This is a genomic window from Candidatus Nanosyncoccus alces (assembly GCF_004138395.1).
Lineage (GTDB): Bacteria > Patescibacteriota > Saccharimonadia > Saccharimonadales > Saccharimonadaceae > Nanosyncoccus > Nanosyncoccus alces.
This window is the reverse complement of record NZ_PRLM01000001.1, coordinates 46,753-68,818: the sequence shown is the minus strand read 5'-3', so window position 1 is coordinate 68,818 and position 22,066 is coordinate 46,753. Positions and strand designations below refer to the sequence as shown.

The 22,066-nt window shown below is 43.7% G+C and carries 17 protein-coding genes and 1 tRNA gene; 5 read left to right on the top strand and 13 right to left on the bottom strand.

The window, feature by feature from the left end; translation table 11 throughout:
- The 5 genes from G3RUM_RS00340 to G3RUM_RS00320 form a co-directional block, all read right to left on the bottom strand.
- Window positions 1-2,844, bottom strand: a complete 2,844-nt coding sequence (locus G3RUM_RS00340) for a hypothetical protein (protein WP_129734272.1) — start codon at window positions 2,842-2,844, stop codon at window positions 1-3.
- Window positions 2,845-2,846: 2 nt separating this feature from the next.
- Window positions 2,847-3,092, bottom strand: a complete 246-nt coding sequence (locus G3RUM_RS00335) for a hypothetical protein (protein WP_129734270.1) — start codon at window positions 3,090-3,092, stop codon at window positions 2,847-2,849.
- Between the two features lie 94 nt (window positions 3,093-3,186).
- Window positions 3,187-3,780 (bottom strand): ATP-dependent Clp protease proteolytic subunit, encoded by a 594-nt coding sequence (locus G3RUM_RS00330; RefSeq protein ID WP_129734268.1) that lies wholly within the window; start codon window positions 3,778-3,780, stop codon window positions 3,187-3,189.
- A gap of 13 nt (window positions 3,781-3,793) precedes the next feature.
- Window positions 3,794-6,262, bottom strand: a complete 2,469-nt coding sequence (locus G3RUM_RS00325) for an ATP-dependent Clp protease ATP-binding subunit (protein WP_206660882.1) — start codon at window positions 6,260-6,262, stop codon at window positions 3,794-3,796.
- A gap of 71 nt (window positions 6,263-6,333) precedes the next feature.
- Window positions 6,334-7,140 (bottom strand): hypothetical protein, encoded by an 807-nt coding sequence (locus G3RUM_RS00320; RefSeq protein WP_129734264.1) that lies wholly within the window; start codon window positions 7,138-7,140, stop codon window positions 6,334-6,336.
- A 105-nt stretch (window positions 7,141-7,245) separates the two neighbouring features.
- On the opposite strand from G3RUM_RS00320, the gene G3RUM_RS00315 reads away from it, so the two are divergent.
- Window positions 7,246-8,964, top strand: coding sequence for a class I adenylate-forming enzyme family protein (locus G3RUM_RS00315; RefSeq protein ID WP_129734262.1), 1,719 nt, complete (start codon window positions 7,246-7,248; stop codon window positions 8,962-8,964).
- 6 nt (window positions 8,965-8,970) lie between these two features.
- Here the strand turns inward: G3RUM_RS00315 and G3RUM_RS00310 are convergent, their stop codons facing one another.
- The 5 genes from G3RUM_RS00310 to argF all read right to left on the bottom strand — a co-directional run bounded on the left by G3RUM_RS00310 (window position 8,971) and on the right by argF (window position 15,222).
- On the bottom strand, window positions 8,971-9,804 hold the full coding sequence (locus G3RUM_RS00310) for a sugar phosphate nucleotidyltransferase (protein ID WP_164998319.1): 834 nt from the start codon (window positions 9,802-9,804) through the stop codon (window positions 8,971-8,973).
- A 47-nt stretch (window positions 9,805-9,851) separates the two neighbouring features.
- A complete protein-coding gene (gpmI, locus tag G3RUM_RS00305; RefSeq protein ID WP_129734258.1) occupies window positions 9,852-11,474 on the bottom strand; it encodes a 2,3-bisphosphoglycerate-independent phosphoglycerate mutase in 1,623 nt (540 codons plus the stop codon).
- A 106-nt stretch (window positions 11,475-11,580) separates the two neighbouring features.
- Window positions 11,581-12,675 (bottom strand): agmatine deiminase, encoded by a 1,095-nt coding sequence (aguA, locus tag G3RUM_RS00300; RefSeq protein WP_129734256.1) that lies wholly within the window; start codon window positions 12,673-12,675, stop codon window positions 11,581-11,583.
- A gap of 59 nt (window positions 12,676-12,734) precedes the next feature.
- Window positions 12,735-14,204: an APC family permease gene (locus G3RUM_RS00295; protein ID WP_129734254.1), complete on the bottom strand. Its 1,470-nt coding sequence runs from the start codon at window positions 14,202-14,204 to the stop codon at window positions 12,735-12,737.
- Window positions 14,185-15,222, bottom strand: coding sequence for an ornithine carbamoyltransferase (argF, locus tag G3RUM_RS00290; protein WP_129734252.1), 1,038 nt, complete (start codon window positions 15,220-15,222; stop codon window positions 14,185-14,187). The genes G3RUM_RS00295 and argF overlap by 20 nt, the downstream gene beginning before the upstream one ends.
- A gap of 60 nt (window positions 15,223-15,282) precedes the next feature.
- Here argF and arcC point away from each other — a divergent pair, with 60 nt between their 5' ends.
- A complete protein-coding gene (gene arcC / locus G3RUM_RS00285; RefSeq protein ID WP_129734250.1) occupies window positions 15,283-16,221 on the top strand; it encodes a carbamate kinase in 939 nt (312 codons plus the stop codon).
- A gap of 81 nt (window positions 16,222-16,302) precedes the next feature.
- On the opposite strand, the gene G3RUM_RS00280 is transcribed toward arcC, so the two are convergent.
- Window positions 16,303-17,430, bottom strand: a complete 1,128-nt coding sequence (locus G3RUM_RS00280) for a phosphoglucose isomerase-related protein (RefSeq protein WP_129734248.1) — start codon at window positions 17,428-17,430, stop codon at window positions 16,303-16,305.
- Window positions 17,431-17,483: 53 nt separating this feature from the next.
- Between G3RUM_RS00280 and G3RUM_RS00275 the strand changes: the two genes are divergently transcribed.
- The 3 genes from G3RUM_RS00275 to G3RUM_RS00265 all read left to right on the top strand — a co-directional run bounded on the left by G3RUM_RS00275 (window position 17,484) and on the right by G3RUM_RS00265 (window position 18,668).
- On the top strand, window positions 17,484-17,810 hold the full coding sequence (locus G3RUM_RS00275) for a hypothetical protein (RefSeq protein ID WP_129734246.1): 327 nt from the start codon (window positions 17,484-17,486) through the stop codon (window positions 17,808-17,810).
- 87 nt (window positions 17,811-17,897) lie between these two features.
- A tRNA-Leu gene (locus G3RUM_RS00270) sits at window positions 17,898-17,984 on the top strand.
- A 48-nt stretch (window positions 17,985-18,032) separates the two neighbouring features.
- Window positions 18,033-18,668 (top strand): putative ABC transporter permease, encoded by a 636-nt coding sequence (locus G3RUM_RS00265; protein ID WP_129734244.1) that lies wholly within the window; start codon window positions 18,033-18,035, stop codon window positions 18,666-18,668.
- Here G3RUM_RS00265 and G3RUM_RS00260 read toward each other — a convergent pair.
- Window positions 18,665-19,573, bottom strand: coding sequence for a hypothetical protein (locus tag G3RUM_RS00260; protein ID WP_129734242.1), 909 nt, complete (start codon window positions 19,571-19,573; stop codon window positions 18,665-18,667). The genes G3RUM_RS00265 and G3RUM_RS00260 overlap by 4 nt on opposite strands.
- A 2-nt stretch (window positions 19,574-19,575) precedes the next feature.
- Window positions 19,576-22,044, bottom strand: a complete 2,469-nt coding sequence (locus tag G3RUM_RS00255; protein ID WP_129734240.1) for a M1 family metallopeptidase — start codon at window positions 22,042-22,044, stop codon at window positions 19,576-19,578.
- Window positions 22,045-22,066 lie beyond the last annotated feature (22 nt).

Sequence of the window (22,066 nt, the reverse complement as noted above, 5' to 3'; positions counted from 1 at the left end):
TTAATATCTCGGCGATAACTCTTTTTGATATGTTGTCACAATTTTTCCAGTCCTAGTCACGTCAGATTTTCCATTCGCCCACAAGTACAGAGTCGTGTCATAATTAATCACCTCCGCCGGCACTACAGTGTTCACTCCAGTCGCTGTTCCATAAGTTCTATTTAGCGTCAGCGTATCAGAAATCGTAGAACCATTGATTTTCAACGGCGTAGAATTATCCTTGTTGTCACGGTCTTCCTGTCCATCAATCACGTCAGTCGGGCAAGTATTAATGTCGCCTTTAGCAATCAATACAGCATCAATCCTCTCTACATCACAATCAATCACGATATTACCAGTAGAATAAATAATAGTCTTCGGGATTTCTGCTAGCGTACTATAAACAGCATCACCGTAAACTACATCACCAGCAATCCTCAAATCTCCATCCTTATAATATAGATTAGTACCACTTTCAACTATTACACTGTCTAAATCGCCAGCTAAATCAACTCGGTTAATATCGCTCCCACCATCATCCACGAACCTAGCTATCAACGCCTCTCTGTTATCGCCCTGGCTCACACCACTCAGGCCACCAACGCTACTATTACAATTGCTATTTGCAAAGCTAAGCGTACTCCTCAAACAGTAATTTACGTCCCATTCCTCACTACCCCCCAGATGCTCATCGGGTATTGGCACAGACAGGGCATCACTAGCCTCGGCATACCCAGTACCAGCACCACTAGCAAGCCCCACAACGCTACCGCTTGCTACTAACCCTAACTCTGTCCAGGGCCCAAAAATATAACTTGTATTGTTCTTACTCTTCAATACCTCCTCAAAATTGTTGACTCCAAACACATGCTGTTTTTCACTCGTGTTCACACTAATATTACCAGCCGAATATATGCTTCCGCCCCACACCTGGAAACTCGGCTTTTTTGCCACAGTAAGCTCTGCCCAATCTGAATAAGCCCACGAATTAGGATCATTCGGATCATAATAGTCTGGCTTTATATTATCATCCCCGCCACTATCTTTCGGATATACCGCCGACCTCACCCAAATTTTGGTCCCTGCTGGCACATCTGGAACAACGATCTGCGTTTTTGTACTATCATCCTCTTTTGTAGATTCATCCCAGATATCCTCTTTCTCATGCAAATTACCAGTTTTTTCCTCACTCCAATAACAATTCTCGTAGTCATTGCCATAGCAAATTTCCATCTTCCATTTTGCATTCTTCGCCACAGTGGCATAAGTATCCTCTAACAAATTATTTTCTTTTAGTTCAGTAACAACTTTGTAGGCAATATTGGCCGTCTCGCCAGCGTAAACCAGCTGATCTATCGAGGAAATCTCCGTTTTGTTAACAAAATTATACGGCACCAGAGCACTAGCAGAGCCCCAAATCCTATTTGTCTTAACATTTCCTAAACTATAATACTTTTCACCATCTTTGTATTTTACAAAACTAATCTCACTTGGAGTAGTCTTGGTGCTATCATTTAAATTAGTTTCCGCAACAACAGTCAGCTCTCTACCTACATCTACCGGATTACTCACTTCATAATTATTACGTTCAATCCGCCTAGTAATATCGCCATTATACTTCTCATCTTCATAATAATTCCTAAAAAGACTAATCTTATCCCCGGACACCGTAAAAGAATTGTGCCAAGTTCCAAGACCACTTCCTTTATAATAATTAAATGCCGAACCGAGCGTAGACAAGAATGAATAAGGATTTATTATTGCGCCATTATCTATCTTCACTCTTTGTGCGCCCAAATAATAAGCGTATTGCACAGCCGGATTGTATGTTGTTTCATATATCAATGTATCACCAGGCTTAGCATATACCAACGCCTGCATATCACTATACTTACCTACGCTACTATTGGCTACCTTTTGCTCTATAGTAGATTTCACATTGCCCAAAGCCATCGCGCAAACCGTAGTAGTTCTATACTCATTATTGCTATTAATTCTAAACCTCATATCCTCACACACCACCTGACCCGGAACGAGTTTTACAGTCTCACTATATTCCTCTCTTTCACTTCCATTATTAAAATTTTCACTACCAGTCTTTAAAGTTTTACCGTTCACTCCTAGTCTAGAATAATTCGATGTTCTTTTTATCTCATAGCTAGATGTCCCATAGCCAGCAGTACGTTTCAGGCTATGCACAAACTTGACGTCGCATCCATCCGCCGCGCAATCATTAATCACTTTCAATTTCGAAATTGTCGCATTTACCCAATCGGTCGTCGTCGATCCAACACTAGACTTACCTTTAAACTCAGAAGGTATTCTTTCCTGTACACTGAAATCACCACAGAAGTTGCTGTCTCCGCCATGAGTCACGTTATTATACCCATACTCTCGCCAATGTACATCCACATCAAAACAAAACTGCCCAGTGTAAGTAATTACCGTAACATCTCCCTTATTCTCTTGTTTTTTCAATTTACTCTTATCTATTTTCAAAGAATAAGTCGGATTTTGAATATCCAACAATTGCGATGCATTTTCACTGTAATGCCAATACCCCAAATATTTGTCTTTCAATGCCGTCATACCATAAGAACCTTTTGGAGTTACGTCTATCTGCATATCCTGTCTAGGGGGCTGACCAGTATAACTGGCCTTTGTCAAATTCTCCTGCGGTTTTATACTAAAGCTGCAAATCACTTCACCCCCGCTTACACTACAACCACTAATAGAATAATTCACAAATGCTTCAATACTAAACGACCAGCCATCAGCATGCGCCTCCTGCCCTCCTAGCCACAAACTACCGCAGAACAACGCCATCAATAATATTACAAAAATCGTCTGTTTCTTAACCCGCATATCTATTTGCCACTCCCACTCGCACTTGTCGATGAACTCCCCTCCGCACCATGTAGCTCCACTACAATCTCATAATCCTCTGTATTTTCAATATGTTCACTCTCTTCGTCCTGTCTATCATCAACCTGATTCTTTTGATTAGTCACCAAAATCACATTCCCCACTACTAGCCCCACAATTATTATCACTAAAATCACCAACCCCGCCACTAGGACTTTTTTCTTTCCCCACACCTTATCCTTCGTCATAGCTTTATTTTACCACAAGCAAAAAGAAATCCCAAAAATCAACACAAAAAAATACTGCGAACTTTTAAAGTTCGCAGTACCACAGTTATAAAACCTATTTTATAATTTCATCAATTATACCGTATTCTTTGGCTTCTTCTGCACTCATCCAGTTATCACGATCCATATCCTTTTCCACTTGCTTCAAATCTTTACCAGTATTTTTCGCAAAAATCTCTGCTGTCCGTTTCTTCAAGAAAATGCCTTCACGTAACATAATTTCCTGGTCGGTGATTTTACCTTCTGTACCGGACGATGGTTGATGTATCATAATCCGCGCATTCGGTAGACAATATCGCTTGCCCTTCGCTCCACACGAAAGCAACAACGCCCCCATGCTTGCCTGCAGGCCGATGCCAATAGTTTCTACATCCGGCTCAATATAATTCATCGTATCGATAATCGCCAACCCATCGTATACCGAACCACCCGGAGAATTAATATATAGTTTAATCGGTTTTTTCGGATCCTCATGCGCAAGATATAGCAACTGCGCCACCACCAAATTCGCCGTATGCGCATTCACATCTTCGCCTAAGAAAATAATCCGATCATTCAAAAGCCTTGAATAAATATCATATGCTCTTTCCCCCTTATTAGTTTCTTCTACTACCGTAGGTACCAAATAGTCATTTGTTAATTTCTTCATATTATCCTTTCAATTATTCTTTTACTAATTTCAATTTCTTATTTACTAATTTCAATGTCGGGATATCACCTTTTTTCAATCCTTCCGCGATAATTTCTTCCGATACTAGCGACTCTACTTCGTCTTCAATCTTTCGCCGCAGCGGCCTTGCCCCATTCTTCGGGTCATATCCTTCCTCGATCAAATAATTCTTTGCCTTTTCATCAATCTTTAGACCGATCCCTTTTGTCGCCAATCGCTTCTTCAAATCGTTTATCAAATTATCAAATATTCTTTCCACATTCTTCCGCGTCAGTGCGTGAAATACCAGGATATTATCGAGCCGGTTAATTAACTCGGGTCGCATCACTTTCTTGAGCGCCTTCATTGCATAAGATTTATTTTCTTCGTATTCTTCCGCCAAAGCCTTCTTGTCTTTCGCCGTCTTTGCAGCAAAGCCAAGTTCTGATTCCCTAAACATATCCGCCGACCCAAGGTTAGACGTTAAAATCACTATCGTATTGTTAAACTTAATCTTACTACCTTGTCCATCCGTCAACACGCCGTCTTCTAATATTTGAAGCAGTAAATTAAATACATCCGGATGCGCTTTTTCAATCTCATCAAACAGTATGACCGAATATGGCTTGCGGCGCACCGCTTCGGTCAGCTTTCCGCCGTCATCATAACCAATATATCCCGCTGGCGCACCCACTAATCGCGACACATTATGCTTCTCGCCAAACTCACTCATATCTATTTTTACTAGCGCATTTTCCCCACCAAATACTTCACGCGCTATCACTCGTGCTAATTCCGTTTTCCCTACGCCAGTTGGCCCCATGAATAGGAACGAACCGATCGGCCGCTTGGCATCCGCAATTCCGCTCCGACCGCGCCGTATCGCCTTCGCTACCGCCGCCACCGCCTCATCTTGCCCGATAATGGATTTTTTTAGCTCATCTTCTAAGTTAACCAACATCTTCATCTCGGACCCATGTACTTTACTCACCGGTATACCAGTTTTCAAACTTACCGCTGTTGCTAAGTTTTCTTCCGTCAAAATCGGATTCTCCGTTTCTTTCACACCGGCTTTTTCTAATTTCTTAATCTCTTGCTCTAGCTTCGCCAGTTCTGTCTTCAAATTCGCCGCTTTTTCGTAATCCTCTTTTTCCGCCGCATCCGAAATCTTATTCTCCAAAGTTGTTTTTTCAATTTTCAATTTTTTATACTTGCCGCCGCCCTTTTTATCTGCCGCCACTTTTGCAATCGCACTTGCTTCGTCTATCACGTCTATTACCTTGTCCGGCATAAATCTGTCGTTAATATATCTTTGACTCATCGTAATCGCCGTTTCCAAAATCTCGTCCGGTATCACCACCCCATGATGCTTTTCGTAATGTTTCTTAATCCCCTTCAAAATCCGGAGCGTCACTGCAGCCGAGGGTTCTTCCACCATCACCGTCTGGAATCTACGCGAAAGCGCCTTGTCTTTTTCAATAGATTTCCGATATTCGTCCAAAGTCGTCGCACCGATCAGGTTGATAGAATTCCGCGCTAACGCTGGCTTCAAAATATTCGCCGCATCCATGCTGCCTTCACTAGACCCCGCACCAGAAAGCAGATGTATTTCGTCTATAAATAACAGCACGCTATCATCCCCCGTCGCCTCATCTATAATCCCCTTAATACGTTCTTCGAATTCCCCGCGGAACTTCGTCCCCGCCACCACCGAGCTCAGATCCACTTGGTAAATATGTTTACCAATTAAGTTCCCTGGCACTTCATTATTCGCAATCCGTGTCGCCAAACCCTCCACAATCGCCGTTTTACCTACGCCTGCCTCACCTATTAACACCGGGTTAGATTTCGTCCGGCGACTTAATACCGTCACCACCCGTTCTATCTCGTTTTCACGCCCTATTACGGTATCTAGTTTCCCCGCCTTCGCCTCTTCCGTCAAATCTTTCCCGTACCGATTCAAAAACTTCAGTGGCGTTTTCTTCAAATATTTCGCTTTTTCAGCTTTTAGCTTTTCATCTTTAGTTTGTTCTTCTACTAGATCTTCAATTTCGTTCAATAACTTTTCCGTATCTACCTTCAGCCCAGTTAATATTAGCGAAGCCCGCGAATTCGGCTGAGAAAGCAAAGCATATAATATATGCTCGGTGCCTATCACACTCAGGCCCTGCTCGCGTATATAATTTTGCGCCATCCTAAGCGTCAAAATCACCGCTTCCGATAGCGACATCATTGCCATGTCGCTACCCGGCACTTCCACCGCCGCTTTATTTAACGCTTTTTCCACTTCTTCTAGCGTCGCACCTTCGTCACGAATCATCTTCGCCCCGGTAGACATATCTATGCTCATAATTCCGAGTAGCAGATGCTCCGTTCCCATATAACCATTGTTATATCGCTTACTGTAATAATCGGCCTTTTGTAGCGCAAACCTTGCGTTTTCGCTTAACCGATTCATGATTTCACTAAATTCTTCTTGCATAATACCCCCTATTGTAGCAAATTAGCACTCACAATGCAAGAGTGCTAATTATCATTCTTCCTATCTTGTAACTAATTTAACATTGCTTCATCAAACTTAACGTAAGTACCATCCTTAAGGATGAATATTGTAGAGCCATAACCGCCCGCCACACCAGGCTCTGTAGGACCAGCAGTAATCTCAATAGCGTCAGTAACAAATCCGTCAACATTTAATTTACCTTTTATGCTGAACTCATTATTTTTCATAGCCTCAACAAACGGAAAATAATAAACAGAGCCGTCCGTCATAATGAAACCAATGTTTGAATTCGAATTATCCTGTCCTTGTCCAAATTCTACTACATTAAAAATATCACCAGAAACGCCTTCAATCATGCAATCGTCAACAAAAGCACCGCCCGTCTCATAGATACTACAAATATCAATTTTTCCATCTTTAATCCCAATTCTCATTTCTTTCCCATCCACAATGGAAGAACTCAGCCATACTCTATATTCTTCGTCAGAATTCAAAGATTGTATTATTGGATTATTATATTCAGCTCCACCATTATCTAATTGCTCTTGCAAACTATTAACCTGTTGCTTCAGCGAGCTAATTTGCATATTCAACGCGTCCTTCTGTGTATTGCCATCCATCCAGGCCCACACGCCAAATCCTACGCCACCGGCTGCAATCAAAGCCATCAATACTAAACCAATTATCCAGCCGGTCTTCTTTCCACCTTTACCCTCTACTACGGATGGCCCGTTATCAAACGTTGGGTCAGGTGATTTTGGTGCAGCACTAGCCGCATTCACCGGCGCACCCGCACTCGCCATTCCGGCCTCAGCTGCTGGCCCCGCCGGCTGATTGCCTATATTATTTGGTTGCATATTTTCCTTTCAAATTATTTATGTTTAGATTATATCATACATTCCCCAAAAGTCCTCCACTCCCCATACAAAAATATGTTAAAATAAACTTAACACAGGAGGTATATGTTAAAAATCAAGCATCAGAAGCGCGACCCATTCGTCCCGCCTATCAGCATATCAGCATTATTTAATCTTTCTAGTTTCCGCCACTGGGACGGCGTCGTCGCCAATCAGAAAGAACTAGACTTCACCCGTCGCGAACTCAAAAACGACCGCAAAACCCTTGCCAAAGCCTTCCTAGAACTCGGCATCAAATCTGGCGACATTATCACCGTCGCCACCGGCCGCTCTATGTACGAAAATATCCTAATTTTCTTAGCCGCCAACCAAATCGGCGCCGTCGTTGCCTTTCTGGACGAAAAAACCCCACGCGACACGCTCTTACACTACCTAGACGAATTCAATTCGTCCATTCTTATCACTTACAAAAAATCTCCCGGCCGTATCAAAGATCTTAAAAAAGACGCCAAGTCCGTCAAATACGTCATCAATCTAGATGGCCGCACCGTAGACGAAGCCAGCCCAGACGATGAGCAAACAGAAGATATTGAATTTCACGCCCTAGATGGTTTCTGGCTTGGCCATCAGCCCATCACTAAAATTGCCGAAAAATATAAAGGCCACACACCTAGAAACATCTTTTCCGCCAACAAAGAAGCTCTTATCTCTTTCACTTCTGGCTCTACTTCTGGCCCCAAGCCCATGGTCTTTACTAACAAAAATCTCATCGCCGATGCTATCTATTCCAAAGTTGCGTCCAACGTCAAAATGTGGGATAAAGAGTTGCATTCCTGGATGAGCTACGTCAAGTTTGACTGCCCTTACGGGCTGGTAGTTTCTGTTATCGCCCCCATTTGCGGCGGTGGCGAAGTCATCCTTACCCCCGATATAGACGATACTAACCTAGATTATTATATCGGCAAAAACCCTAACACCATCTTCGGCATCCCGCCCCTACTTGAAGCTTTGCCAAATATCAAAGAAGACACCGACATTTCTGATCTCAAAATGTTCGCTTCTGGCGGTGAACGCCTAGAAAAATCCGCTTCACTGGCCGCGCTAGAGTTTTTCAAATCTCGCGGGCTCAAAAACGTCAAAATCAGCAACGGCTACGGTGTCGGCGAAGCTCTCGGCCTTATTTCCACCGCTGTCGGCACCGCCGCCTATAATCCCGATTCTGTCGGCCGCATCCCCGCCGGCACCCACGTCATGGTGCTAGACCCGGAAACTGGCGAAGAGCTCGGCTTCGGCAAAACCGGCATCCTTTATTGCACCGGCAAGCACATGCTAAACCGCTACTATAACCGTCCGGAACTAGACGAAGACAAAATCATCAAAATCAAAGGCAAGCGCTTCGTCAAAACCGGCGATCTCGCCTACGTTTCCGAAACCGGCTACATCACTTTGGTTGGTCGCGCCACTTTCTTTATTAATAATCTTCCGGCCAAAGTTTATTACGAAGTTGTCCGTGCCGCCATCGCCAAATCCGATTTAGTGAAAAAATGCTACGTTGTTAAAGGCCCCGATCCCAAGCTAAAGCTCGCTTCTTACGCTTTCATCGTCACCAATGACGGCGTCGGCCATAACAACCAAATCCGTCGTAAAATCATGAAGCAAGCTACCCAACCGTTTAATCTCGGCCGTCGCCGCATCACGCTCAAATCTTACGAAATCCCCCGCAAAGTCATTTTCTTGGACGATCTTCCACTCACCCGCGCCAACAAAACCGATTTCCGCAAACTCGAGCGTATGGCCAAAGAAATCGGAGAAGAACACAAATAAAAAATACTACTTGCGTTCTTTACATACTACTTCATTCGCATGCAACCAGCCTTCTACTGAGCCACCGTCCAAGTACTCGCCCGTAGCTGGTGCCACACGCACCACACCACCATCTTTAATATATTCATCAATCGGGTCGGTCACCATGTATTCTTGATCTTTCGGCCCAAAATCATTCTCATTCACATATTTCACAATCCGCTGCAAAAGCTCCGGCGCCATTATATACTTAGAAACATTAATCAAATTGCTTGGCGCCTCTTCCGGCTTTGGTTTTTCCACCACACCAGTCAACTTCCCATCTTCTGCCGCTAATACACCGTATTTCTCCACTTTCTCTAGCGGAATTTCTACACCCAGTATCGCGCTCTCATTTTCACCCGCCGCTTTTATCAAAGCTTCCGCTGCATTCTCGCCACCCGGGTTCCACACGAAATCATCGCCCATAAACACCAACACCGGCTCATCTATATTATATTCTTCTACTACCATCGCAATCGGCACTGCTGTCCCATATTTTGCCGCCGGGTCTTGCACTGTATAGTGAATCGTCACGTCATCCGGCAAAGTTTTTGCCAATTTCAACCTGTCCTCTTTTCCGCGTTCAATCAAGTACTGGTTCAACGCCAAATTATCCTTATAAAACTCCTGCACTTGACACGGCTCTACGTTAGATATCACCATATATATATCTTTCACACCCGCCTTTATCAAATCTTGCACGGAATAGTCCACCAGTGGCCGATTCCCCACCGGCAACATAGATTTCTCAATAATTTTCGTAATTGGTAACCGCCGCGTGCCCCACCCCGCGACTGGGATAATAGCTTTCGTAATCATAATGCCACCATTATAGCACAAACTTCCCGCGCATAATGCCCCAGGTATCATTCAACTTCTATCAGCGCCGTATCCCAACTTTCCGGATAATCATTTTCGCCCAACAGCACAGCCATCGTTGCCGCAATATTTGCTAATCCCGGTTCTACTACTGGTGCTAACTGATATTTTGTTCTATTCGCCGTATTATCGTATATAATACACGGAACCTTATTAGTGGTATGCGAAGTCTTTTTCGCTCCATTCGCGTCCAGTAACTCTTCTGCATTACCGTGATCCGCCACTATCACCAACACACCACCCAATTCATCTACTTTAGCAGCAATCCGTGCTAACGACAAATCTATCGCCTCCATTGCTACAATTGTTGCCTCCATATCGGCTGTATGCCCCACCATATCACCGCCCGGATAGTTTAGCCTCACAAACTTATACTTATCCAAATTCTCCAACACCACATCGGTAATTTCTGCCGTCCGCATCCATGGCCGTGTTTCATAAGGCTCAGTATATGAATCTATCTTTACGTGCTCCTCCCCTACTACTTTATCATAACTATTGCCATTAAAGTAATAGGTCACATGGCCAAACTTCACCGTTTCCGAGACCGCAAGCTCCGAAATACCTTGCTTGCTCAAAAATCTATTCAAAGTCTCGTCTATTTCCACCGGTTCCACCAAACGATGCTCCGGTACATGCGTATCAGAATTATATTCCGTCATCCCCACAAAATACACATCAGTCGGCTGGTAATCACCTCGCTTAAAATACGGGAAGTCCCAATAGGTAAACGCCATTGCAATTTCTATCGCCCGATCTGCCCGAAAATCAAAATAAATCAACGCGTCGCCTTTTTCTATCTTCCCTACCGGCTGCTCATCAGCACCAACTATCACAAAAGCCGGCAAATTCTGATCTTGCACACCAGGTTTCACCCGACGCAACACCGATATCGCTTCCTCAGCAGACTTAAAATAATAATCCGCCTCCCCATTCACCATCATATCCCAACCACGTGCCACCATCTGCCAATCATTCCCATATCTATCCGACACCGTAGTCATCCGCCCCCCACCAGAAGCTATTCGTATATCTGCATCCTGAAACTTCGCCGCAAATTTCTCAAACCTCTGAATATATTTTGGCTCAGATTGAGGCAAAACGTCACGCCCATCAAAAATAGCATGCACACGCATTCGTCGCACACCATCATCGTACGCTTTTTGTATCATTTGCTCTAAATGCGAAATATGGCTATGCACCCCACCATCAGAAAAAATCCCAGCAAAATGCAATGTACGTTGAGCTGCCTGCTCATTGCCGCCAGTCCCTTCGCTCCTATCAAGCACTCTTAAAATCGCACCCTTCCAAGCTTCAGAGTCAAACACTTCACCAGTAGCAAAAGCCTCTTCTATTTTCGCAATACCTTGTTTGATCGCCCGACCCGCGCCCATCGTGTTATGTCCTACTTCAGAATTACCCATTTGACCAGCCACCAACCCCACTGCTTCACCAGAAGCGTCCAATGCTACGTGTAAATACTCTCGTGCTGCTTTGCCGAGAAACGATGTCCGAGCCCTGCTTACAGCGTTACCCGGCCCATCCGGCGCCAACCCCACACCGTCCAAAATTGCCAAAACTATCGGCCCATCATACGATAATTTATCCATAGCCCAATTATACCATAACCATTTTAATTCCAACGGAATTAAAATACCGTCAACAAAAATTGAGTTGGAGTTCACTTCCAACTCAATTTTCTAACTAGCCTTTTTGCTAAACTTTGGGCACCTGCTGCGTAATGCAGTGAATGTTCCCACCCCCCAGCAAAATCTCTCTCGCATACACCGTCTCAATCACCCGATCCGGAAAGCACTCTTGCAAAACTCGTACCGCTTCTGCATCATGCTCATCGTTAAATACCGGCAAAATTATCGCGCCATTACAGTTATAATAATTGATATACGATGCCGGCAAGCGATCCCCCTCGTTACGCGGAAAAGTACCTTCCACCACGTCTACGCCCTCTGATTCTTCCTTTGTAATTGTTATTACATTTGGCACATGAATCTTTACAACTTCGAGTTGCCTCCCTCGTGCATCCGTCACACTTTGTAGATACTCCAAATCAGCTACTGATCGTTCATGCTGCGGATCTTCTGGATTATCTTCCCAAGCTAGCACTACCTTTCCAGGCGCCACAAATTGGCAAATATTGTCCACGTGACCATTCGTATCCTCATCCTTATATACACCATAAGGCAACCACAACACTTTCTCGGCTCCAGTATATTCTTTTAAAATTACCTCAATCTCTTCTTTGCTCTTGCCCGGATTGCGTCCTTCAGCCAACAAAGTCTCCTCTGTTACCAGCAAAGTACCTTCGCCATCCGTATGAATCGAACCGCCCTCCAACACAAAATCATCCGTTCTATATCTATCTACCCCCTCAATGTTAGACATCTTCGCTGCAATTTGATCGTCCAAATCCCACGGGAAATAAATCCCATCTACCAAACCACCATAACCATTAAAACCCCAATCTACCGCACGCATCTCACCAGCATCGTTTACCACCATCGTCGCGCCAGTATCGCGGATCCACGAATCATTATTAGAAATCTCTACTACCTGCACATTCTTCATGTTCATACCCAACACATGCAAATACTGCGATTGATTTACGCCCAATACCACAGGCTCATGTTTAGCGATCTTCTCTACCACTTCCCGAAAAGCCTTCTGGGCTGGTTTTGCACCACCCCTCCAGTTATCCGGACGTTCCGGCCATAAAAGATAAGTGCATTTATGTGGCGCCAATTCTGATGGCATATGAAAACCATCTTGCTTCGGAGTAGAACTCAATCTCATTTAATTCCTTTCTTTTATTAAAATAGTGGGGCTTTAACTACCCCACTATTTATTATAAACTATCTGCCAGACTTTAGCGCTGTCTTCTTTTTACGCGCCAATTTCTTTTGTTTATCTTTTTGGCTCATATGGAATACCATTATTTCACCAATGCCTATACATATTACTGTACTAATAATCAATATATAGTTGTCCAAAATCGCTTCCAAGCTAAGCTCTGGTATCAAAGTGAAGAATAGTGATACAAACAGCAAGATTAGTGGCACAACGCCCATTACCCAACGTAGTACCGGACCAATCTTTAGCCAATAGCCATTCTTAACTTGTTGCCCTTGCTTGTGCAATTTGATAAACGCCGCAAACATTGGAATATAGGACAAAAGTAGACACACCAAAGACAGTGAGAAGAATGCCCAGAACATATTAGATAGCTCTTCCATTTCTGGGAATACATAGGCAATAATTATACCCGCCACCGCTAGAATCGTTGCCACGATGCCGGTCCAAATTCCTACCATATATGGCACGCCGTCTTTATTGCGCTTCTTCCAAGACTTCGGGAACATCCCATCTTCGGCTGCGCATGCAATCACCGAGTACACACCGAAGTTCCATGACGAAACATTGGAAATCAGTGTCAAAATAAACAACCCGCCTACCACTACCAAGATAGATTGAATTGCCGCCGCCTCAAAGCCGGCATTTGCCATTAATACAGTATAAGAATCCAAGAAACCAGTATTGGTTTGGATTTCTTCAAATGGCGTACCTACGCCCATACCAAACGACGGGAAAATGTAGAAAATAGCAATCAAAATCCCACCTAGGATAATCGCTTTTGGAATTTGTTTCTTTGGCTTATCCATATCATCGTAAAACGTCCCCACTACTTCAAAACCAAGCATATTAAAGATAATAAGCGACACAAATGACAGCCCCGCCCAATCAATTCCTCCATCAGCCGATGCTAAAGGTACAAAATCTTGCCAACCCTCTACCGGATTTGCCGTTCCTTTAGAAAACAACACATAAAGGCCTAAGAAGCCAATACCAGAAAGTAGCAAAATTTTAATAATCGCACCGATATTCGATACCCAGTCAGACTGCGAAATCCTTAGCATTCCCAATATCGTCACTAGGAAAATGTAGAATATCTGAATTGCCAGCACCATCCACATTTCCATCTCGATACCAAACATCTGCATAATCATCGTAGTGATGAGATCTGCAAGTGAGGCAATCCATAGTGGATAGTTCACCCAGTAAAACCAAGCTACTCTACCGGCCCATTTCTTGCCAAAAGCCTTTTTAATCCAGGTATACATACCACCCTCAGACGGGTACTGCGTACCTAACTCTGCGCTAATCAACGCATACGGCACAAAGAAGCCAATTAGCATAATCGCCCACCACACATACATCGAATTCCCGATGGCTGCAGTAGGTGCTACGGCATCTCCCACCAAAATTATACAGACTGTCGCAAGCACTGCCGAAAACAGCCTGAATTTATATTTCTTCTTTGGCATCTTTGCCCTCCTTTTGTTGTTTTATATAATCGAGCGTTACCTGCGCTACCCGACCAAAATATAACACCAGCCCGCGCTGAGCTGTCAGACGATTTTCTGCCTCATCCCACGCTATCGAATTCGGCCCGTCTAATACCGAATCCGTCACTTCCTCGTTGCGATTTGCTGGTAAACAATGCATAAACCTACAATTCGGATTGCTAGTCGCCGCCATCATCTCATCATTCACTTGATATTTCGGATAAAAATCCTTCATATACTCTTCTTTCGGGGTCTCTTTGTCGTACAAGCCATACCACACATCCGTGTAGATAAAGTCTGCACCCTTCAGACACTCAGCATCGTCTGTCCACATCACCGAGCCACCATATTTTTCTACATTTTTCCGACCAATCTCTAACCATTCCTCACCAATTTTGTGATTTTCTGGTCCATAATGCACAAAATTCATACCCATCTTTGTCGTCATATCGCACAACGTATTACATACTTGCGTCGCATCGCCCACAAAAATCACTTTCACTTCACCCGGTTTTTTCCCAGCCGGCCAATGGTCAAAAATCGTAATCATATCACCAACACCCTGAGTTGGATGCGCTCTGTCACTCATACCATTAATCACCGATACTTGAGCATATTTTGCCAGCGCCTCAATTGATTCATGCTTATCCACCCGCGACATTATCATATCGCACATTCGTCCCAACACCTGCGCTGTGTCCTCAATTGTTTCATGCGCTCCCAACTGAATCGCGCCCGGAGCCAAATTTAATGCATGACCACCAAGCTGCACCATTGCCACTTCAAATGACACCCTAGTTCGCGTTGACTTTTGTTCAAACAACATCGCTAAAGTCTTATGTAACAAAGAATTCAACAAACCACCTTCTTTTATGTATCCCCGCACAACTCGCGAAAGTTTGATAATATCCACAATCTCCGATTGATCAAAATCCGCCGTATCCACAAAATCTTTTCTAGTCGGTGTTTGATGCGTCAAAGTATATGCCCTATCCATAAACTTTATTATATATTAAGTTTATTTTAAGCACAAGCATTTAAATGTTATAATAAACATATGAAAAAACGCGTAGTTTTAGCTCTCGGTGGCAATGCTTTGCAAAAAAATGGCGAAGCTACTGCTGAAGCTCAGAAAAAAATCGCCACCAAAGTAGGTGAAACTATCGCCAGTCTTGCCGATAAATACGAAATCATCGTCGCTCATGGCAATGGCCCACAAGTCGGTAATATTCTTATCCACGAAGAGTCCGCCGCCACCGACAAAGCTCCCGCTATGCCACTAGAAACTGCTGTCGCAATGAGCCAAGGCCAAATCGGCTACTGGCTCACTCAAGCTATCAACAACGCTTTTGCCAAACTCGGCAAACATAAAAAAGTTGCCACTGTGATTTCACAAGTTGTAGTAGATAAAAACGATCCGGCTTTCAAAAACCCCACCAAGCCTATCGGCCAATTCTATCCCGAAAAACAGGCCAAAGCTTTAGCCAAAGTTACCGGCTGGGCTGTCAAAGAGGATGCTGGCCGTGGCTGGCGTCGCGTAGTTGCTAGCCCCAAACCTATCGATATCGTCGAAAAACGCACTATTTTAGAACTTGTCAAAGATGGCGTGATTGTTATAGCCGCCGGCGGAGGTGGCATTCCCGTTACTCGCACCAAAGTTCTAAAACGGCTTAAAGGTATAGACGCTGTTATCGACAAAGATTATGCCGCCGAAAAACTCGCCGAAGAAGTAAAGGCTAATATCTTTGTTTCCGTTACTGCCGTGCCCAACGTCTATATTAAATACGGTACGCCAGATCAAACCGCCTTACAAAACGTCACTATTACAGAACTCCATAATTATAAAAAATACAATTACTTCAAAACTGGTTCCATGCTCCCCAAAGTAGATGCCGCCATCAAATTCGCTGAATCAGGCGGCACCGGGATCATCACCGACATAGAACATTTAAGCGAAGCATTACAAGGCAAAGCCGGGACAATAATCAGGAAATAAAAAATAATAGTTTCAGAACCGTAAGCTCAACCGAACGGACTTGAGTGTATCCTGAAACTATTATTTTTGTTTCTTCAAATATTATCCTAATAATTTATGTAGTTCTAATTTATATTTCTCCACCCCAGGCTGATCAAACGGGTTTACTCCGATAAGTTTTGCGCTTACTGCACATGCCAGTTCAAAGAAATAGATTAACTCACCAAATCCTTTTTCATCAAACGAAGTTACGCTAATATTTAATACTGGTATTCCCCCTCCAGTATGCGCAATCCGCACTGCCGCCACAATTTTGGCGTTCAAATCATCAGTTGGAAAATCAATAATAGTTTCAAACAAATTCCGTCGTCCATCCTGGAGATACTGTCCTAGAGAATGAAGGTCAGTAGAATATATCACTGAATCCGGCAAAATTCCTCGTTTATCTTTTCCCTCACTTTCGCCAAACAATTGTTTCAACCACTCGTTAAAATACACAGTCGATGGCTCAAAACTCGCAAATATTTCCGTATCATACTTCTTTGCATCCAAAGCATACCGCATAAAAGCATAGTTCAACGCCGGTTCCACCGCTGTTTCTACCGCCTCAGCCGCTCCCTTCAACATTTTGTCTACATCTACGCCAGCCACTGCCATCGGCAATAGCCCCACCGCCGTCAACACTGAATATCTCCCACCAATATTATCCGGTACTACAAACTTCGTATAACCATTCTCTGTAGCCTCATCGTGCAATGCTCCTTGTTTGGCATCCGTCGTTGCATAAATCCGCCGTGTCGCTTCTTCCGCCCCGTATTTTTCAACCAATTTTTTCTTAAACGCTTCAAAAGCAATCGCTGGTTCCAATGTGGTCCCAGACTTAGAAATCACATTAATTGAAAAATCATGATCTCCTACCTTTGCAAGGGCCCACTCTAGTTCTCGTCTACTCAAAGAATTCCCAGCATAAATAATCTTCGTTTCAGACTTCGGGCGCAAAGCTTCTATTACCGCCCTATGCCCCAAATACGACCCACCGATCCCAATACATACCAGATATTCACTCTCTTCATTGATTTTTTTTGCTGCTTCTTTGATCCTTGCAAATTCCCCCATATCGTACTTGCGGGGAAGTTCCATCCAACCACCCATTTTGTCTTTTTTGATTTCAGCCAAAATCTTCTGTGCTCGCGCCTCGTCCACTTCCGCATTGAAATTAACTTTTATCATCTCACCTCCAATCTATACCGAAATTATATCACATATTGCAATAACCATAAAAGATGGTAAAATATATCTCACGCAATACTGCTCGTACATCCAAAATATTCAGGGGGGGTGAAACAATGCATCAAAACGCATCAGTCAAATTAAGTTCAGGAAGTCAACCTTTTCGTGTCTATCTGCGAGAAAATGGATTCAGAACCTACCGGATAAACCTTACCGGTATCTCCCAAGATGACGATATCGACGATCAGGGCAACGTCCCGCACTATTACAAATGTTTCTATAGCAAAGACGAACCTTTATCAGAAGCAGTACTCAAGAGATTAGATGAAGAATTCGATAATGGTCTGGTATTGGAATACAGCTTTACCAAGACTCAGTAGCTTCCTTCTATGCTTTTCTAAGCCTTCTCTAATCTCGCCCGCCCCGAACATTCCGTTCGGGGCATTTTTATGGTACAATCACTCTAGGCCCGCGTGGCGGAATTGGTAGACGCGCTAGCTTCAGGTGCTAGTGCCTTCACCGGTGTAAGAGTTCGAATCTCTTCGCGGGCACCACGGCAGTTTTAACTGCTTTTTTGCTGCCAAACTTGCTATAATAAACTTATGTTAAAATACCGCAAATTATTCCATAATTACCTAGATGACAAATTAAAATTACAACCGTACCAAAAACTCGGCGTTATCTTTCTATTAATCGTCATTTCTGGCTTTTTCGGCTGGGTATACGAATTTATCTTTTACTTTTTCAACGGCGGCATGCAAGAATGGTATATGCAAGGTGGCAATTTCCTTCCGTGGATCAATATCTACGCCATCGGTAGCATCCTAATTTTACTCACCACCTACAAAATCAAAAAGCACCCCATAGCCGTATTTTTCATTTCCTTTCTCGTCACCGGTATTTTAGAACTTGTAGCCGGCTGGCTGGTCTACACCATCGGCAATGGCACCCGCTACTGGGATTACAATACCGAAATCTTAAACTTCGGCAATATCGGCGGGTTTGTCTGTTTACGTAGTGTACTGTTCTTTGGTTTTTCCTCGCTTCTTTTAATGTATATCATTTTACCATCTTGTATTTATCTTTCACAAAAACTCAGCCGCAAAACCTTTCTCATCCTTGCCATCACTTTATTCTCACTTATAATGGCGGACGAGCTCTACAATCTCACCGCCAAAATCTTCCGCCTATACTCAGCAATGGATTTTTATCAAGCACTTGGTTTTAAATATCACTAATCGTTCAAAGTTCTAATTTTATTAAAATCCACACCTTCAACCGCCGCCCTTAGCGCCACTTCACTATCGTAATGCGTCTGCTGTCCCGGCGCATCACTTAGCATGTGCTGTGCGAAAGGAAAACTCACCACTTTATCTAACACCGCGCCAAACTTTCCTGTCCGACTAGATGCCACTTCCGCTAGCGCTACGTCTTCCATCGGTATTTCTAACGCTTGTTTCATTTCTTCCGGAAAGAAAGTTAGCGAAAATAGGTCCCCGTCCGTTTCGCCCGCCAACCGACCATAGGCGATAGAAGTGTTACCCTCTATCCACAGCCGTTGATTCAGCAGTTTCATTTTGGCCCGCATCAAATTCGCTTGGCAAATCACCTTCTGTTTGCCATCATCCGCTCGCATTTCGCACACGAAATCCCCTTCACAAGTCGTCGTCATCACCGCTTTTTTCGCATCCGGCGATTTCAGTCCATGTTTCTCATCGTATGAAATCGTATCACTAATATAGTCCATCATTATCCAACTGAGCAAGCCCGTTTTCGTATTCTCCGCTACCAAATAATATTCCGCCCGCGCACCCCAAAACACGCTAGTATGGATACGGAACATACTCACTATCCCATAATACTTTTTCGCCCCACCCTCAAACACCGCCGCTTTTGCTGGCAAAAATCCGTCCGGCATAAATTTCTGCACCTTACTAGGATCCGGAATTTCATAGAACAAGAAAGTACAGTACGGCTCTACCACGAACGGCATTTTGTCTGCTTTCTTCGTAGCGCTATTCACGATTTTCTTTTGCCAGCACACCGGCAACCGTCTCAACTTCGTCTGCAGATACTGCACTTTCCCCACTGCCATCGGGTCTACTAATTTTTCTACCCCCTTAGCATATTCTAAAACGTTCATGCTTACATTATAGCATCTAGCTCAGCGCACACCGCCACTTTATCATCTGCAATTAGTTTTAACCGTGCCTTAATTTCTCTTTCGCCAATCTTAATCGCGCGCGCTAGTGCCGGATTATCTTTCATTGGCTCAAAGAAATCTCGCCATGCCCGATATTCTTTTTCCGCCCGAATCACATTCGCCATATATCGCGGATAGCTATCTAAGGATTTATCTCCCGCCATTTTCTTTACATAGTCCCAATGTTTTGTCAGCCATTCAAACGCTTGCTCACGCGATTTCAAATTACGATATAGATAAATAAACAAATGCGTTTGGTCTTGCGGCTTTACAATTTCCGGTTTTTCCAGTAAACTTAGCATCTTCGCTAACACTTTTTCATCTTTCGATAAAGTTCCAGCAAATAACAACTCAAACTTCAGTTCTGGATCGGCAATCTTTTGATACGCTTTCAAATAATCGTCTATCACGCCCGGCTCTAAATAAAGCTTCGCATCCAAAATATCTTCGCGAATCTCCGTATCCAGTTTTTCGTAATTTTTACTGTACATTGCCGCCAGCTTTTCCAGATTCTCCACTGTTTCCGCATAGTAATCCAAGCTAAGTAATATCGCTCGCAGCCGAATGGTGTTTTCGTCGTCATCTTTTCGCGTCTTCACACCAATCTCTGCCAATTTCGGCGCCACCAGTTCGCCCACAAATTTCTTAAATTTCTTTTCTTCCGCCGAACCAGCTTCAAAGAAAATCTTTAAATTCCCCACAATAGCCAAAACAATATTCCATACCGCCGCCGCTTCTTCATTTTTAAACTTCGCCACCAGCGGTAGCAATGATGCGCTACTTACCAATTCCGTCTTCGCCAACAAATTCCGGTCTATCAAAAGCCGCAGCTTTTCTTCCAAATCTAATTCATCAAACCGCGCCAGCCTTTCTTCAAATTCCGCATCCGTCAAATTCAAAATATAATGTCCGCTCATGTCTTCACTAATTTCTGGCAACGGCCAATTTTCATCTTCTAAAGGCCCGTCCAACAAGAATCTCTGCTGTTTTTCTCCAGTTACCACCGGATATCCCGGCTTGTCAATAAATGCGTGCATTAATTTGCCCGGGTCAAACTCGGCATATGGCTTCAATGCCGCCCACAAATCATCCCCCACCGTATTCTGATATTTAAACTTCTCAAAATAATCACGAATGCCTCTACAAAAATTTTTCCAACCCATCGCCCGAATCAACATCAACATCAGTCGTGCACCCTTGGAATACACGATTGCTCCATCAAATAGCGTAGCAATTTCCTCTGGACTATTTACATCCTGATGCACCGATTGCACATCTTTGTATGCATCACGCATTAATGCCGCATATGAATCCCCCGTGAAAAATCCTTCAAAAATCTTATATTCCGGATGAATATAATCCACCGCGTAATATTCCATTACACTAGCAAACGATTCGTTCAACCACAAATCATCCCACCAGTCCATTGTTACCAAATCACCAAACCATTGGTGCGACAACTCATGCGCCACAGTTAGCGCTACACCTTTTTTAGTACCAAGCGTCGCATTTTTACCAGCCAGAAGCATCGACTCACGATATGTCACTAATCCCCAGTTTTCCATCGCTCCCGCTTCAAAGTCTGGCAACGCTACTTGGTCTATTTTTTTTAAAGGATACGGCACGCCAAAATTGTCATCATAGAATTCCAAAGATTTCGCGGCAATCTCATTAGCAAAATCCACCGAATCTATATCTTGCGCTAGTGAACAATACGTCGTAATCTCCACTCCATGCGCATTTTTCACCGTTTTACCGTGAAACTTACCAATCACCCAGGCGAGTAAGTATGTGCTCATTCTAGGAGTTGGTTGGAAAGAAATAGTTTTATAGCCAGAAGCTAAAGTTTGATTCGGCGCATTTCGGAGCGCGGCAGCGCGAGAATTAGCGCCGTCCGCCCGTGGCGACGGGCCGGACGGACGCGGCGACGAATCAAACTTTAGTTCTAGCGTATTAGACAATATTATATCTTCCGAACTATCCGGAATAGAAATCGATAATTCAAACACTGCCTTCGCCTCCGGTTCATCTATACAAGGGAAAGCCTCTCTAGCATAATGACTTTCAAACTGCGTCGCCACTATCACCTCTGTTTTGCCATCATACTCATAGGTAGAAAGGTACGCTCCTTGCATATTTTCATTTAAAGTGCCGTGGTACCCTATTTCTACCTTCAAATCGCCGCTAGATACTTTAAATACTGTCAAAACGCCATCTGCCACTTCAAATTTGGCACTTTCACCGTTTACCACCACCGAGTCAACAGATAAACCCACTGCGTGAAATTTAATATTTTCCGCTTTTGCCTGTCCCAACACCATCACCTTACCGCCGATAGTCTTAGCACCCTTATCTACCTCAAGATCCAGAATATATTTCTCTGGCACAAAATAATTAATCAATCTTTCCATTTCACCTCCACACTTTTGTTAA

Bases quoted from the DNA above. Each gene is read 5' to 3' on its own strand.
- G3RUM_RS00260 (WP_129734242.1), bottom strand. From the start codon at position 19,573: ATGAACGTTTTAGAATATGCTAAGGGGGTAGAAAAATTAGTAGACCCG.
- G3RUM_RS00280 (WP_129734248.1), bottom strand. From the start codon at position 17,430: ATGATAAAAGTTAATTTCAATGCGGAAGTGGACGAGGCGCGAGCACAG.
- gpmI (WP_129734258.1), bottom strand. From the start codon at position 11,474: ATGGATAAATTATCGTATGATGGGCCGATAGTTTTGGCAATTTTGGAC.
- G3RUM_RS00320 (WP_129734264.1), bottom strand. From the start codon at position 7,140: ATGCAACCAAATAATATAGGCAATCAGCCGGCGGGGCCAGCAGCTGAG.
- G3RUM_RS00315 (WP_129734262.1), top strand. From the start codon at position 7,246: ATGTTAAAAATCAAGCATCAGAAGCGCGACCCATTCGTCCCGCCTATC.
- aguA (WP_129734256.1), bottom strand. From the start codon at position 12,675: ATGAGATTGAGTTCTACTCCGAAGCAAGATGGTTTTCATATGCCATCA.
- G3RUM_RS00310 (WP_164998319.1), bottom strand. From the start codon at position 9,804: ATGATTACGAAAGCTATTATCCCAGTCGCGGGGTGGGGCACGCGGCGG.
- G3RUM_RS00255 (WP_129734240.1), bottom strand. From the start codon at position 22,044: ATGGAAAGATTGATTAATTATTTTGTGCCAGAGAAATATATTCTGGAT.
- argF (WP_129734252.1), bottom strand. From the start codon at position 15,222: ATGGATAGGGCATATACTTTGACGCATCAAACACCGACTAGAAAAGAT.
- G3RUM_RS00295 (WP_129734254.1), bottom strand. From the start codon at position 14,204: ATGCCAAAGAAGAAATATAAATTCAGGCTGTTTTCGGCAGTGCTTGCG.
- G3RUM_RS00265 (WP_129734244.1), top strand. From the start codon at position 18,033: ATGTTAAAATACCGCAAATTATTCCATAATTACCTAGATGACAAATTA.
- G3RUM_RS00325 (WP_206660882.1), bottom strand. From the start codon at position 6,262: ATGCAAGAAGAATTTAGTGAAATCATGAATCGGTTAAGCGAAAACGCA.
- G3RUM_RS00335 (WP_129734270.1), bottom strand. From the start codon at position 3,092: ATGACGAAGGATAAGGTGTGGGGAAAGAAAAAAGTCCTAGTGGCGGGG.
- arcC (WP_129734250.1), top strand. From the start codon at position 15,283: ATGAAAAAACGCGTAGTTTTAGCTCTCGGTGGCAATGCTTTGCAAAAA.
- G3RUM_RS00330 (WP_129734268.1), bottom strand. From the start codon at position 3,780: ATGAAGAAATTAACAAATGACTATTTGGTACCTACGGTAGTAGAAGAA.
- G3RUM_RS00275 (WP_129734246.1), top strand. From the start codon at position 17,484: ATGGTAAAATATATCTCACGCAATACTGCTCGTACATCCAAAATATTC.
- G3RUM_RS00340 (WP_129734272.1), bottom strand. From the start codon at position 2,844: ATGCGGGTTAAGAAACAGACGATTTTTGTAATATTATTGATGGCGTTG.